The organism is Blastococcus sp. SYSU DS0541, assembly GCF_054050875.1.
In genome coordinates, this window is the sequence record NZ_JBJHAD010000005.1 from 90,395 (window position 1) to 104,451 (window position 14,057).

General features: G+C 72.6%; 13 protein-coding genes. 10 read left to right on the plus strand and 3 right to left on the minus strand.

Annotated elements, in window-relative coordinates; all coding sequences use genetic code 11:
• Positions 1-427 precede the first annotated feature (427 nt).
• Both ACI794_RS07655 and ACI794_RS07660 read left to right on the plus strand, forming a co-directional pair.
• Positions 428-1,417: a Gfo/Idh/MocA family protein gene (locus tag ACI794_RS07655; protein WP_456616035.1), complete on the plus strand. Its 990-nt coding sequence runs from the start codon at positions 428-430 to the stop codon at positions 1,415-1,417.
• Positions 1,410-2,516, plus strand: a complete 1,107-nt coding sequence (locus ACI794_RS07660) for a zinc-dependent alcohol dehydrogenase (RefSeq protein ID WP_456616036.1) — start codon at positions 1,410-1,412, stop codon at positions 2,514-2,516. Before ACI794_RS07655 ends, ACI794_RS07660 begins: the two co-directional genes overlap by 8 nt.
• A gap of 66 nt (positions 2,517-2,582) precedes the next feature.
• On the opposite strand, the gene ACI794_RS07665 is transcribed toward ACI794_RS07660, so the two are convergent.
• Positions 2,583-3,911: a glycosyltransferase family 4 protein gene (locus tag ACI794_RS07665; RefSeq protein WP_456616037.1), complete on the minus strand. Its 1,329-nt coding sequence runs from the start codon at positions 3,909-3,911 to the stop codon at positions 2,583-2,585.
• A 131-nt stretch (positions 3,912-4,042) separates the two neighbouring features.
• Here ACI794_RS07665 and ACI794_RS07670 point away from each other — a divergent pair, with 131 nt between their 5' ends.
• The 4 genes from ACI794_RS07670 to ACI794_RS07685 all read left to right on the plus strand — a co-directional run bounded on the left by ACI794_RS07670 (position 4,043) and on the right by ACI794_RS07685 (position 8,083).
• Positions 4,043-5,056 (plus strand): aldo/keto reductase family protein, encoded by a 1,014-nt coding sequence (locus ACI794_RS07670; RefSeq protein WP_456582866.1) that lies wholly within the window; start codon positions 4,043-4,045, stop codon positions 5,054-5,056.
• Positions 5,057-5,141: 85 nt separating this feature from the next.
• Positions 5,142-6,659, plus strand: coding sequence for a mannitol dehydrogenase family protein (locus tag ACI794_RS07675; RefSeq protein WP_456616038.1), 1,518 nt, complete (start codon positions 5,142-5,144; stop codon positions 6,657-6,659).
• Positions 6,660-6,886: 227 nt separating this feature from the next.
• Entirely contained in the window at positions 6,887-7,642 is a 756-nt protein-coding gene (locus ACI794_RS07680) for an ANTAR domain-containing protein (protein ID WP_456616039.1), read from the plus strand.
• 108 nt (positions 7,643-7,750) lie between these two features.
• The gene (locus ACI794_RS07685; RefSeq protein ID WP_456616040.1) at positions 7,751-8,083 is read left to right on the plus strand and encodes a hypothetical protein; all 333 of its coding nucleotides are present in this window, start codon (positions 7,751-7,753) and stop codon (positions 8,081-8,083) included.
• Between the two features lie 208 nt (positions 8,084-8,291).
• On the opposite strand, the gene ACI794_RS07690 is transcribed toward ACI794_RS07685, so the two are convergent.
• Positions 8,292-8,930 carry a GAF and ANTAR domain-containing protein gene (locus ACI794_RS07690; RefSeq protein ID WP_456616041.1) on the minus strand — a complete coding sequence of 213 codons (639 nt, stop codon included), beginning with the start codon at positions 8,928-8,930 and terminating at the stop codon, positions 8,292-8,294.
• A 549-nt stretch (positions 8,931-9,479) separates the two neighbouring features.
• Between ACI794_RS07690 and ACI794_RS07695 the strand changes: the two genes are divergently transcribed.
• From ACI794_RS07695 to ACI794_RS07705, 3 genes are read left to right on the plus strand one after another with little or no spacing between them, the layout of a single operon-like run.
• Entirely contained in the window at positions 9,480-10,118 is a 639-nt protein-coding gene (locus tag ACI794_RS07695) for a GAF and ANTAR domain-containing protein (RefSeq protein WP_456616042.1), read from the plus strand.
• 60 nt (positions 10,119-10,178) lie between these two features.
• Complete coding sequence (locus ACI794_RS07700) at positions 10,179-10,934, plus strand: GAF and ANTAR domain-containing protein (protein ID WP_456616043.1); 756 nt, start codon at positions 10,179-10,181, stop codon at positions 10,932-10,934.
• Positions 10,935-10,954: 20 nt separating this feature from the next.
• Positions 10,955-11,284, plus strand: coding sequence for a hypothetical protein (locus ACI794_RS07705; protein WP_456616044.1), 330 nt, complete (start codon positions 10,955-10,957; stop codon positions 11,282-11,284).
• Between the two features lie 257 nt (positions 11,285-11,541).
• On the opposite strand, the gene ACI794_RS07710 is transcribed toward ACI794_RS07705, so the two are convergent.
• Complete coding sequence (locus ACI794_RS07710) at positions 11,542-12,237, minus strand: ANTAR domain-containing protein (protein ID WP_456601408.1); 696 nt, start codon at positions 12,235-12,237, stop codon at positions 11,542-11,544.
• A gap of 921 nt (positions 12,238-13,158) precedes the next feature.
• Here ACI794_RS07710 and ACI794_RS07715 point away from each other — a divergent pair.
• A complete protein-coding gene (locus tag ACI794_RS07715) occupies positions 13,159-13,872 on the plus strand; it encodes a restriction endonuclease (RefSeq protein ID WP_456616045.1) in 714 nt (237 codons plus the stop codon).
• Positions 13,873-14,057 lie beyond the last annotated feature (185 nt).

Below are 14,057 nucleotides of genomic sequence, written 5' to 3' on the forward strand. Positions count from 1 at the left end.
CATGCCGACCAGGGTGGAACGCGCCGGCTCGGACCGGTGCCACCTCGGCGCCGGCCCTCACCCGAATGGGGCCGGGTGCCGATGGGCAGGCATCGATGCGTGCCCTGATCGACGAGTCGCGCCGGGCGCGCTGCGGCCAGAGCCATCCTGAGGCGGGGACGACCCCGCCGGCCGCTCGTGTGGACCGGTGGCGCCTGACGGCAGGGACTCGTCGTCGGCTGCCGCCGACGGTACGGGGAATCGGGCGGGGCGGAGATGACCACGGCAACGGGCGGGCGGCCCAGGGCGCACAGCGCGCGACGGACGGACCCAGCCGGTAGCTTGCACGGCACCGACCCACCGGCGCCGTCACCGCGACGGGGCCGGGACGCGCGGCCCCGGCGGGTCGTCGGCAGCGAGGAGGCGCGGTGGACGGCCGGAGCCCTGCATGAGGCGGCTGCGGGTGGCCTGCGTGGGCAGCGGCTTCATCGCCGGCCAGCACCTGCGAGCTCTCGCCCGCCTGCCCGAGGTCGACGTCGTGGCGATCGCCGACAGCCGGCCGGAGCGCGCCGAGGAGACCGCCACGCGGTACGGGGCACGCCCGTACGGGGACGGGTTGGCGTTGCTGGAGACGGAGGATCTCGACGCGGTCTGGTTGTGCGTGCCGCCGTTCGCGCACGGGGCCCTCGAGGCAGCGGCGATCGACCGCGGACTGCCGTTCTTCGTCGAGAAGCCCCTCGCGTCGGACCTGCCGACCGCGGAGGCCGTCGCCGGCCGGCTGGTGGGGACGGGGCTCCCGACCGCGGTGGGCTACCACTGGCGGCACCTCGACGTCGTGCAGCGTGCCGCTGACCTGCTCGCCGACGAGCCCGTCCACCTCCTCACCGGCTACTGGCTGGACAAGACGCCCCCGGTCCCGTGGTGGCCGAGACGGGGGCACTCCGGCGGCCAGGTGGTGGAGCAGACGACGCACATCTTCGACCTCGCCCGCCGGTTGGCCGGAGAGGTCGAGACGGTGGCGGCCGTCGAGCGAAGCGCCCCGGAGGGGCCGGAGGACGTCCCCACCGCCTCCGCCGCGCTGCTGCGGTTCGCCTCGGGGGTGGTGGGCAGCATCTCCTCCACCCGGGTGCTGGGCTGGCGGCACCGGGTCGCCCTCCAGGTGGTGACGGGTGGGTGCGTCCTCGAGCTGTCCGAGCGTGGGCTCACCGACCACGAGCTCCGGGTGACCACTGCCGAGGGCGAGGAGGTCCTGCGGTCCGAGCAGGACCCGATCGCCACGGAGGACCGCGAGTTCGTCGACGTCCTGCTCGGCCGGGTGCAGCAGGCCCGTGTCCCCTACGGGGAGGCGCTGCGCACGCACGTCCTGGCCTGCGCCGCCGACCGCGCTGCCCGCGAGGGGGTTCCGGTGCGGCTCACGGACGGCGACGTGGATGGCTGAGCGGCGCGTGCGGTCCATCGGCGTGGCCGAGCCCGGCCGGCCCGTGATCCTGGACGACGCAGAGCCCGAGCCGGGACCGGGGCAGGCGTGGGTGGCCACCGAGTGGTCCGGTATCAGTGCCGGGACCGAGGTCGCCCTCGTCCGCGGGACCGACCCGCAGCACCGGCTGGGCTGGGACCCGGACCTGCGGGCCTTCGGGGTGGGCGCCCGGGACGGCTACCCGAAGCGCAGCCTCGGCTACATGGAGGTCGGCCGGGTGACCGAGAGCAGCACGGACGCCCTGCCCGTCGGGACTCGCGTCGCCATGGCCTACGGCCACCGCACCGGCCGCTGTGCCGATCCCGCCCGCACGACGGCGATCACGGTGCCGGACGACCTCGATCCCGTGCTCGGGATCTACCTCGCGCAGATGGGCCCGATCTGCGTCAACGGCCTCCTCCACGCCGCCGCGGCGCTCGCCGGGCCCGAGGCTCCCCTGGACGCCGGCGTCCGGGACCGCCACGTGCTCGTCACAGGGGCCGGCGTCATCGGGCTCCTCACCGCTCTGCTCGCCGTCCGGCACGGTGCGGCAGCGGTGGCCGTCGCCGAACCGTCCGCTCAGCGGCGCGCGGTCGCGGACGCCCTCGGACTCGACACCATCGACGACGCCGACGGCCGCGGCTGGCTCGAGGCCAAGCACCGCTGGCGGCACGGTCCAGGGGACGCCGGCGCCGACGTCGTCCTCCAGTGCCGCGGGCACGACGTCGCCCTCGCCACCGCCCTGAAAGCCCTGCGGCCGCAAGGCACGGTGGTCGACCTGGGCTTCTACCAAGCCGGTGCCGGGGCCGTCCGGCTGGGCGAGGAATTCCACCACAACGGCCTGGCGCTGGTCTGCGCGCAGATCGGCCGGGTGCCACGAGGCATGGCGAGGACATGGACGCGCACAGCGCTGGCGGCGGCCACCCTCGACCTGCTGCGGGACCGCGGCGCGCAGATCCGCTCGTCGCTGGTCACCGATGTCCTCCCCTTCGAGGACGGCCCCCGTTTCCTGGCCGACCTGGCCGGTCGACGGCTGGCGAGCCCACCGCTGCAGGCGGTGCTGCAGTTCGGGCCCGGCTGACCCACCGCGCCCCTGCCAGAGCACCACGTGCTGTGTTGGCGGTGCGCAGGCACGTCGAACGGTCCGTCACGGCCCCTCGGCAGTCGCTGCGCTCCTCCGGCGTGAGGACGGCGGGTTCCTCGCATCGCGGACAGCGAGCGACCGGGCGAACGGCTCGGCAGACGACTCGGCACCACGGCAGGCGCTCCCGATCGGTGGACGGGGCGACGTCAGGACGTCCTCGTAGACGCGCAGGGTGTCCTGCGCCATCCGCCGCGCGGTGAACAGTTCCACGTACCGGCGCCGCCCGGCCTGCGCGTACCGCTGCCGCAGGGCCGGGTCGGCGAGCAGTTCCGCGATCGCCTCGGCGAGGGCGGGCGGGTCCTCGGGCGGCACGAGCGTCCCGGTCACCCCGGAGACCACGACCTCCGCCGTTCCGATGACGTCGGTGGCGACCACGGGGAGCGCGGCGTCCATCGCCTCGAGTGCCGCCAGGGGCATGCCCTCCTGGCGGGACGGCAGGACGAAGACGTCGGCGGCGTCCAGCAGCATCCGGGCGTCGGTGCGGTGTCCGGGGAGGTGGAGGAAGTCGGCCACGCCGAGCTCGGCCGCCTGGCGGGCCAGGGCGTCGGCCAGGTAGCCGCCGCCGACGATCACCACCGCCAGGCACGGGAAGCGTGCCGCGAGGGCGGGCATCGCCGCCACGAGGTGGCGCTGCCCCTTCTGCACGAGGAGCCGGCCCACGTTCATGACGACCATGTGGTCGGGGCGCAGGCCCAACGCTCGCCGCGCGGCCGCCCGGCCGGGAGCCGGTCCGCGGGGGGCGATCCCGTTCGGGACGGTCACCAACCGGTCGGCGGGCACCCCGATGCGCTCGTGCGTGAGCCGCACCCCCTCGGAGACGGCGATGAGCCGGTCCACCGCGGTGATGGCCCGGAAGAATGGCGCGCGCTTCCGCGGGTTCAACAGCCACGGCTGGTGCTGGGTCTGCACCACGGCCGGCACGCCGGCCCGGCGCGCCGCCCGGGCGCCGTCGAAGTTCTCCCGCCCGCTGCCGACGTGGATGTGGAACACGTCCGCCGGGTGGGCGCTGAGGAAGTCGACGACGGCCTGACCGAACTCGGGGTCTCGCGGAGGAGGAAGAGCGCGGGTGGCGACCCCCAGCGCCTCGGCACGGTCGAGGACCCGGCGCCCGCTCGCCGTCCCCCAGCAGAGCACCGAGACGTCGGCCTCCGACCGGAACTCCGCGGCCAGGTCGAGCATGTGGGAGCCCATCCCGGAGGGGTCGACCGACGGGGAGTACAGGCAGATCGACAGCCGTCGGCGAGGCCACGCCGCGCACCCGGATGCCAGGGACGACTCCCCCGCTGCTGAGGGGCCGAGGCCGTCAGTCGCCTCGTCGGCCGCGGTCGCCATCGACCACCTCTTCTCCGCTCTCGTTGGCCGCACGATGGCGGGGAGAGGTCGATCGCGCAAGTGCCTCCGCTCCCGCTCGCACCCGGCGCTCCATGGGCCGGGCGGCGTGGCTGCGACTACGGTCGGACGGCGTGGAGTTCCGTCGACTGGGCCGGTCGGGCCTGAACGTCTCGCAGATCGCCTTCGGCAACTGGCTGACGCACGGCAGCCAGGTGGAGGAGGACGCCGCCGTCGCCTGCGTGCAGGCGGCGCTCGACGTCGGGATCACCACGTTCGACACCGCCGATGTGTATGCCGGCACGGCCGCCGAATCCGTGCTCGGCCGCGCACTCGCAGGTCAGCGCCGTGAGGGTCTGGAGATCGCGACCAAGGTCTACTGGCCGACGGGGCCCGGCCCCAACGACCGCGGGCTGTCCCGCAAGCACGTCACCGAGAGCTGCCACGCGTCGCTCCGGCGGCTCGGGACCGACTACATCGACCTCTACCAGGCGCACCGGTACGACCCCACGGTGCCGCTGGAGGAGACGATGACCGCCTTCGCGGACCTCGTGCGGGCCGGCAAGGTGCTCTACCTCGGCGTCTCCGAGTGGCAGGCCGACCAGATCGCCGCCGCAGCCTCCCTGGCCCGGGAGCTGGGAGTGCAGCTGATCAGCAACCAGCCGCAGTACTCGATGCTCTGGCGGGTCATCGAGGCCCAGGTCGTTCCCACCTGCGAGCAGGAGGGGCTGTCCCAGATCGTCTGGTCGCCGCTGGCGCAGGGAGTGCTCACCGGCAAGTACCGGCCCGGGGAGCAGCCGCCGGAGGGCAGCCGGGCCAGCCACACCGGGGTCGGCTTCCAGGTGGCGGGGTTCCTTGCCGACGACGTCCTGGTCCGCGTGCAGCGGCTGCGTCCCATCGCCGATGATCTCGGCCTGACGATGGCGCAGCTGGCGCTGGCCTGGGTGCTGCAGAACCCGAACGTCGCCGCGGCGATCATCGGCGCCAGCCGTCCCGAGCAGGTCCACGACAACGTCAAGGCGGCCGGGGTCCGGCTCGAGGCCGACGTCATGACCCGCGTCGACGAGGTGCTCGGCGACGTCGTCGAACGCGACCCCAGGACCGTCTTCCTGCCCGCGGACAAGGCGGCGAGGGAAGCGGCGGCCTGACGGCTCGCGACCGAGCCGGCGCGCCCCGCCCGTCGACAGCTCCACGAAGGAGCGCAACACTCTTACCTCACGTTAGGGTAGGGGCGTGTTCCACGGTCCTGACCGCACGTCGGCGCTCGCCCTCGGCCCCGGCACGCTCGGGTCGCTGGCGCCGGCGGTCGCGATCCCGTCCTACGACCGTCGCCGGGTGCGCACCGGCATGGTGCACATCGGCGTCGGCGGGTTCCACCGCGCGCACCAGGCCATGTACGCGGACCGGCTGATGAATGCCGGCAAGGGCCTCGACTGGGGGATCTGCGGAGTCGGCGTCCTACCCTCGGATCGGCGCATGCACGAGGTCCTGAGCGCACAGGACGGGCTGTACACCCTCGTGGTGAAGCACCCCGACGGATCGCTGGAACCACGGGTCGTCGGTTCCCTCGTCGAGCACCTGCTGGCGCCCGACGACCCCGAGGCCGTGGTCGAGAGGATGGCGGACCCCGAGACCCGGATCGTCTCCCTGACGATCACGGAACGCGGCTACAACTCCGACCCGGTGTCCGGTGCCTTCGACGACAGCACGCCGGAGGTCCGGGCCGACCTGCGCCCCGACGCGGTCCTCAGCACCACCTTCGGTCTGGTCACCGAGGCCCTGGCTCGCCGCCGATCCCGCGGGCTCGCGCCGTTCACCGTCCTCTCGTGCGACAACCTGCAGAACAACGGCGACGTCGCCCGACGGGCGTTCACCGCCTTCGCCACCCTGAGGGACCCCGAGCTGGGTGCCTGGGTGCGGCGAGAGGTGTCCTTCCCCAACAGCATGGTCGACCGGATCACGCCCCTGACCACACCCGACGACGTGGCGTGGCTGCGCGATCGGCTGGGCGTCGCGGATGCGTGGCCGGTGGTGTGCGAGCCCTTCGCCCAGTGGGTGATCGAGGACAGGTTTCCGACCGGCCGCCCGGCGTGGGAGGACGCCGGGGTCCAGCTGGTCGAGGACGTCACGCCCTACGAGCTCATGAAGCTGCGATTGCTCAACGGCAGCCACCAGGCGCTGGCCTACTTCGCACACCTGGCCGGATACCGCTTCGTGCACGACGCCTGCCGGGATCCGCTGTGGTCCCGGTTCTTGCAGGACTACATGGACCGGGAGGTCAGCCCCACCCTCCCTGACGTTCCCGGCGTGGACCTCGAGCACTACAAGCGGATCCTCCTGGCCCGCTTCACCAGCGCCGCCGTCGCGGACACGGTGACCCGGCTGTGCAGCCAGACCTCGGCGTTGATCCCCAAGTACGTACTGCCGGTGATCCGTGACAACCTCGCTACCGGCGGAGAGGTGCACCGGGCCGCAGCCGTCGTCGCCAGCTGGGCGCGGTTCGCCGAGGGCCGGGATGACCAGGCGCGCCCGATCACCCTCGTCGACCGGCAGGCCGACCGCGTCCGCGCCAACGCCGGCCGGCTCGACGAGGACCCACTGGCCTTCGTCGCCGACCGCAGCATCTTCGGCGACCTGGTGGACGACGAGCGCTTCGTCGAGCCCTACCGACGGGCCCTGGCGGTCCTTCGTGCATGCGGCGCGCGGGCCACCCTCGCCACTCTCGTGGATGCGCCGGCCGGCTCGGGCTGAGCGGTCGCACACCGGCTGGTCACAGTTCTCCCCCCGCCCGCTCCGGCGGCCGCACTCCCGCCAGTCCCTGTCCAGGTGCGCCGAATGCGCGTACCGTCGAGTTCAGCGGCGATGTGCACGTGCGTCGACACTGCGTCCAGCATCGGCGTATCCGCGATGCGGGCCCCTCGACCGGGGCCTGCTGCCGAGGCCACCTCGCCCCCGGTGTCACCACCGGAGGCCCTGCCGTGGACGGCACGCACAACGCTCACCCCGCGACGGCTGCCGAGGCGCTCGAGCAGCTGGGGCGACTCTCCCTGCGCGACCTGTCGATGCAGGCCCTGCTGCAGACGGTGGCCGACCTCACCACGGAGGTCATGCCCGGCCACCCCGACACCTCGGTGACGCTGCTGGTCAGGGGGCGACCCACCACGGTGGTGTCCACCGGGCAGCTCGCCGTGGCCCTCGACGAGACCCAGTACGAGGGCTGCCACGGCCCCTGCCTGCACGCGGCGCGGACCGGCGAGCTGATCGAGATCCTCGACACCCGCGCCGACACCCGGTGGCCGGACTACAGCCGCCGCGCGGCCGAGCACGGCAACCTGAGTTCCCTGGCCGTCCCCCTGCTCATCGACGGGGACGCAGAGGTGACCGGGGCGCTGAACATCTACGCCCGCCGCACCCACGCCTTCGACGAGGACAGCCGATCGGCCGCCACCCGGTTGGGCCCGTACGCCGCGGTCGCGGCCGGCAACCTGCACGCCTACCGGAACGCCCGCGACACGGCCGAGAACCTGCAGCTCGCGCTGCAGTCCCGCGCGGTCATCGACCAGGCCAAGGGCGTGCTCGTGGAGCGGCACAAGCTGACGCCTGACCAGGCCTTCCAGCTCCTGGCGCGCGCATCGATGCACAGCAACCGAAAAGTCCGCGACCTCGCCGACCACCTCGTGCACACCGGCGAGCTCCTCGGCACGTCGCCGGGCGACGACCTCGGTCGTCCCTGACCCGAGGCGGCCACTCCCTCAGCGAGGCCGCCTTCCCGCCACCCCGCCGTCGCTCGCCGGAGCCCCGGTTGCGTCCCGCGACCCGTCGTCCTTCACGAAGGGACTCTCATGACCAGCACCGCCCTCGCCTGCCCCCTGACCGTCGTCGCCCATCGGCTCGGAGACCTGGGGCCGGACTCGCTGTGGTGGGCCTATCTCGAGTGCGGCGGAAACCGTTCCCGCACCGACATGGCCGACTACCTCGCCGGCACGACGCTCTGGCCGGACAACGAGCACAACGCCCTGTCCCAGGCCCTGAACGAGGCCCTGTGGGACGTCGGCAGTCCGAGCCTCGTCCCGGTTCGGGGGGCTCGTGACGAGGCGCACCAGGCCGTGGCACCGGCGGGCGCCCCGTGGCCGCGGCCTTGCCGGGACCACCCCGGTCCGGCTGGATTCAACTGAACCGGCCCCTGCGATGATCGGCCGACCGCCGCCACCCCCCGCCACCGTGGTCGCTCACCAGGCCGACAGCGGGGGGAGGATCTCCGCCTCGTCGTCGCAGGGGTGCACGGGCGAGAACCGGAACCCGCCGTCCTGAGGCGCTCGTCGCCCCGTACCGGCCGGCACGGCAGCACGGTTGTGCTCTTCCACATCCGGCGGTGCTGCGGTGTCAACGCCCCAGGGTGCCGGTCTCCGTGAGCAGTTCGGCGACCTCCGTGAGCTTGCTGTTGGTCTCCTGACTCGTCCTGACCAGCAACGCGAACGCCATGTCCCCGGTGATCTTGTAGCGCTCCATCAGGATCCCTTTGGCCTGGCCGATGACGTCGCGGCTGGCCAGAGCGGCGGTGATGTGGTGCAGGTCCTGAGCGTTGGCGACCGCGATCGCGGCGTGGCTGGCGTACAGCAGACCGATCCGCTCCGACTCGTCGGTGAACGCCCCGGGCCGGCGGGACATCAGGTTCAGGGCGCCGAGGTCGCTCCCGTGCACGAACAGCTGGATGCACAGGATGCTGGCCACGTCGAGCTCCGCGGTGGCCCGACGGGCCAGCTCCGGCCAGCGCGGGTCGCCGGCCAGGTCGTCGACGCGCACGGTGACCTGCTGGTACACGGCGTCCAGGCAGGGGCCCTGACCGATCTCCCGCTGCAGGTCGTCGAACCGCCGCGCCCGCTCGCCGGTGGCTGCGGCCGAGATCACCCGCCGGCGTCCCTGCACCAGGCTGACAGTGGCCTCCTCTGCTCCCGGGATTGTGCCCGCGACCGCCGAGACGATGAGCTCCATGACCGCCGGGGGGTCGCTCTGGTGCTGCATCTGCCGCGCGAGGTCGGACAGGCGCTGGGACAGGTCGTGACGGACCGCGTCACCGGTGGCGTGCGTCGACGGCCGCCCCCGACCGTCGGCGGGTACGGGGTCCGCGTCAGTCCGCCAACGCTCGTCACCGGAAGGCCCGGGCGCGCCAGGACTCGTGTGGCCCACCCCCGCACTCTTGCACGACCGCTGGGCGTCCGGGAATGCATACCCGGGCTCCTCGGCCGCGGTTCCGCACCAGCGGCCGCCCCAGAAGACTTCACCGGCACGGGCGTGCCGGGGCGTGTTCCCGAACATGTCCGCGCCGTATCGCGGTGGCGTACGGTTGGCCCCACGCCGCGACGAGCGGCGATCGCGGCGTCAGGAAGCGGCCTCGCGACCACGGGAGATGCGCCCAGCGCCATCTCCGTCGTCGACGAGAACCCCGTCTCGCCCTCGGCCGAATAGACAGGCCGGACAGCCGTGAGCACCCATCTATCGTCCGCCGCACCCGTCACCGACGCGCAACAGGCGTTTGCCGAACTCGCCCGGGTCGCTCTCGGCCAGGAATCGATGGAGTCGGTTCTGCGGCGCGTCGCCGTGCTGGCCAAGCAGGTCATCCCCGGCGTCGCGGAGTCCTCCGTCAGCGTGGTCGTCAACGACAAGGCCACCACGGCGGCCTACACCGGTGCGCTGGCCCTGCAGCTGGACGAGACCCAGTACGGCCGCGGCTACGGCCCCTGCCTGGAGGCCGCGGTGGGGGAAGAGCTGCGGGAGATCCCCGACGCCCGCACCGAGACCCGCTGGCCGGACTACGCCCGGGCCTGCGTCGAGCACGGTTCGCTGAGCTCCCTGTCCGTCCCGGTCCCCGTTCACCAGACCGTCCATGCCGCCCTGAACCTCTACGCGGTCGGCGCACACGCCTTCGGCGCCGAGGCCGCAGTCGTCGCCCGCGAGTTCGCGTCCTACGCCGCCGTGGCCGTGGGCAACATGCATCTCTACGAGACCACCCGCCAGCGGGCCGAGAACCTCGAGATCGCGATGCAGCACCGGGCCGTCATCGAGCAGGCCAAAGGCGTCCTGATGGCCCAACGGCGCTGCGACGCGGCGGAGGCCTTCGACATCCTGGCCATGGCCTCCCAACGCGCCAACCGGAAGCTCCGGGAGATCGCCGCCGCGATCGTGGCCGGCGTCGCGGATCGGCCCCGGTGACGCGGCGACCGGAGGCCGCCCTTCCCCACGGACCCCGCTCCCACCTCTGAGGGGAACGCCATGACCGACCCTGCGGCCCGACCCGCTGACCGCCTGCAGGAGGAGCCCGCGGAGCTCTCCCCCGCCCTGAGGCAGATGGCCGGGCTGGTCCTGTCCCGGGAGACGGTCGACAGCGCCCTTCGACTGGTCACCACGCTGGCCGAGGTCACCGTCGCCGGGAGCATCGGCGCCGGCGTCACCCTCGCCGACGAGCACGGCAAGCGCTCGCGGGCGTCCTCCAACCAGGCCGTGGAAGAGGCCGACGGCCTCCAGTACGAACTCGACGAGGGACCGTGCCTGACCGCGTGGCGATCGCGGCAGCTGGTCCGCATCGACGACACCGCCACCGACACCCGCTGGGCGGCGTGGAGCGCCGCGGCCGGTGCCCGGGGGGTGCGCTCGGTGCTGAGTACCGCCCTCGTGGTCGCCGATGAAGCCATCGGCGCCATCAAGGTCTACTCCGACCGCCCGGACAACTACGACGCGCACGCCGAGCGGGTGATGAGCCTGTTCGCCCAGCAGGCAGCGATCCTCCTCGCGAACACCCAGAGCCTGCAGCACGCCCGCCGGCTCAGTCGCCAGCTGACCGATGCCCTGGGCAGCCGGGACGCGATCAACCGGGCAACGGGCATCCTCATGGCACAGGGAGCGGCCGACGGGCATGCCGCCTTCACCCTGCTCGCCGATACCGCCCGCAGGTCGGGCCGTTCCGTCGAGGAGGTCGCGCGGGAGCTCCTGACCGCGGCTCCCCGGGACGACGACCGCCTTCAGGCCTGACGAGGGGCGGTTCCATCGCCATGGACACCGACGACCGGCACCGGCTCTGCGAGACGGCGCGGGTGCGGGCGGAGCTGACCGTCCAGGAGCTCTGGCTGCGCTACCTGGCCCTCGGCGGCAACCACGACGAGTTCGACGTCGACGGCTACCTCCAGGGCGTCCTCCCCCTGGACACGCTGGAGCAGGACATGCTCGCCGTCGCCGTCAACGAGCGACTCGACGAGCTCTACCGGGCCGCCCGGGTGCCCCTCGGGACGGCCATGCCGGACGTTTCCAGCAGGCCCCTGCAGACCGGCCTCGTCGGGGAGCTGCTCGACAGGCACCGGTCGAGCCCCGGAGAACCCGGCTGACCGCCGCCGACCGGACCCCTGCCCCTCCGCACGGCGGGTGGGCGTCGACCGGAGGGGGCCGGATCGCGCATGCCCGCCTCGCCGACGACTGGTCGGCCGCCGGGCGGCCTGACGGATCGGGTGCGCGGTGGGGCGTCGGGAGGTTCCCGTCCTGATCGCGTGGGCGGCCCCGCCACCCGCGGTCGTGGAGTGACGGGGCCTCACCGCGGCACGCCACCCGGGTGACCGCCGCGGCTGCACACGGGCGAGAAGTGATGCTAGCGGCCCCGCTGCTGGATGGCCTGGTCGGCGGAGAGCGAGGATCCGGTCCGGACGAGCGGTAGTTCGCCGGTGAGGACCAGGTGCTCGGCGATGTCGCGCACCTTGATGTTCGTGTTCATCGAGACGGTGGCCAGGGCTTCGAACGCCTGGTCGGGGGTCAGCTTGTGGCGCTCGATCAGGATGCCCTTGGCCTGCTCGATGACGGCTCGGGACTCCAGTGCCCGTTGCAGGTTGTCGGCCGTCTCACGGGCGCGGCGGTACGCCTGGACGGTGCCGGCGGCGACCGCGGCGTAGGGGGCGAACCCGGTGGCCACCGCCCGGCTGGCCTCGTCGAAGGCCTCCGGCCTCCGGGCGTAGACGTTCAGCGATCCCGCGACCTGCTCCTCCCCGGAGATGACCAGGGGAACGGCCAGCACGCTGAGGACACCCGTGTCGGCGACGTACCGCCCGTAGTCCGGCCACCGGCTGTCGACACGGGTGTCCCCCATCTCGACCAGGACGCCGTTGCGGGCGGTGTGCAGGCACGGCCCGTCCCCGCGGTGGTACTGGACCTCGTCGAGCCCGAGGGCCAGTGACCCGGTGGTGACGACGGTGCGCGGCTCGTCCTCGATCAGCAGCGTGACCGATGCCTCGGGGTCACCGGGCATGACGCGCTTGGCGAGGTCGGCCATCGACTGCAGCAGGCTCTCCATGGAGAGTTCCCGCAAGGACCGCTGGCCCAGGTGCCGGAGTGCCTCGGCAGCTTCGACGGATCGTTGTTCCTCGCTGCGGGCCACCGCGGGCCTCCGGTCTGATCGATACCGGGAGCGACCTCGGCGGCGAACCCCACGATGAGCTCCGCAAGCGCGCTACGCCGCTCTGTGACGCAACATCGACGCCGGGTGCTGAGCCCGCCGTCCGGGAGAGCGTACGCGGTTTCGTCCATCCCGTGCCCGTCACCGCGTCGAAGGGACTGAACGGACGTCTCGCCACGCCGATTCCGACGCCGACAGCGCCTGGTAGCCCTGCGCGACCCGGCCCGGGCTCCGCGCCGGCACTGCGGGACACCGAGATCGCAGGGCGACACGGGCGGACATCGAGAGCCAACCATGCACCCCCGGCCCGCGAGCTGCCGGCCGAAGGAGTGCCCCTCCTAACGCCGGGTGAGGAGTGGACCAACTGCCACCAGAGACGACTCAGGCCGCTCCCCCAAAGGGGAACGGCCTGGTCATCGGGGTGGAGCTGAGGGGACTCGAACCCCTGACCCCCACACTGCCAGGCCGTCATGATCGCGTTCGTGGTCGTCCGCCGGCGTCCCGTAAGCCCGTTGACATGCCGGTTCGCACAACGGCGAACGTCGGCGCACTGACGCGAACGCCGCCAACTGCAACCACAACTGCAACCACGGGGAGCCACCTCCGCATGGTTGCGGCTCATCCTGGCGGTTCGCGCATCCCTCTTCGAGCAGGAGCCTCGCGCGTATCCCTGAAGGCGGCTTCATGGACACCCGCTCAGAGGGCGGTCCAGGGCGGGGACGTCCGTGGACGAATTGGTCCCATGATGGCGCTCCGGAGAAGGTCCTGCGCTGTTCATGACTGGCCGGGCCCTGGAGCGGCGGCGGGTCAGGCTTGGATGTGGAGACGACCCCGCACGCCCACATGCGTCATGACCGGGGCCTGATGTCGGAGGTCAGGCTCAACGGCGGGGCTGCCGATGACGTCGACGTGTACGTCGTCAACAGCGCCGAGAATGCCGAGGCCCTTGCGGCGAAGTGGATGCGTGACCTCGGCTTCGTCGATGCCGACGTCACTCCTCCGGGCTCGGACGGCGGGATCGACGTCGTCTCGTCGGGCGCAGTCGCTCAGGTGAAGTTTTCGTCGGGTCAGATTGCACGCCCGGTGCTGCAGAGCCTCGTCGGCGCCGCCGCGTACGCCCACCCCAACGCCTGGCTGTTCTTCTTCGCGTGGAAGGGCTACTCGTCGCAGGCTCTGGAGTTTGCGGAGCAGGCAGACATCGCGCTCTTCCAGTATGAGCTGGATGGACGGGTCGAGCCGGTCAGTACCGCCGCCCACGAGATATGTCGAGCTGCCCGAGACATCGACGAGACGACGACCGAAGCGCAGGAAGAGGCGCCGCGCACCGGCGAACGGCTGTCGGTCCGGCGCATCGCCGAGCTGCTGCTCTCGGTGCTCCTCCTCGTCGCCATCGTCTACTTCGCCACGCACCGGGACGCGCTCGTGTACCTCATCGCGCTGGTTATCGCCGGCGGCCTCTTCGTGCTGGGCGTGCGCCTCACGTTCGCCCGTAGTCGTCGACGAGGTAGCTCACGGTCAGGGAGGCGGCGATAGCCCAACCAACGGGGTGACTCCGACGCCGTGACCGCCGGCGTCCGCCGCACCGAGCCACGCCGCTGGGTCGAGACGCTCCACGTCGACGGGTCGTGGCTTGCCGGCCAGCAGTACGCCTGGGTCCGGTGACCGGACGGCCCGTGTCGGGCGTCGGTGTCGTACACCGCGCAATAAGAGTGGGGACC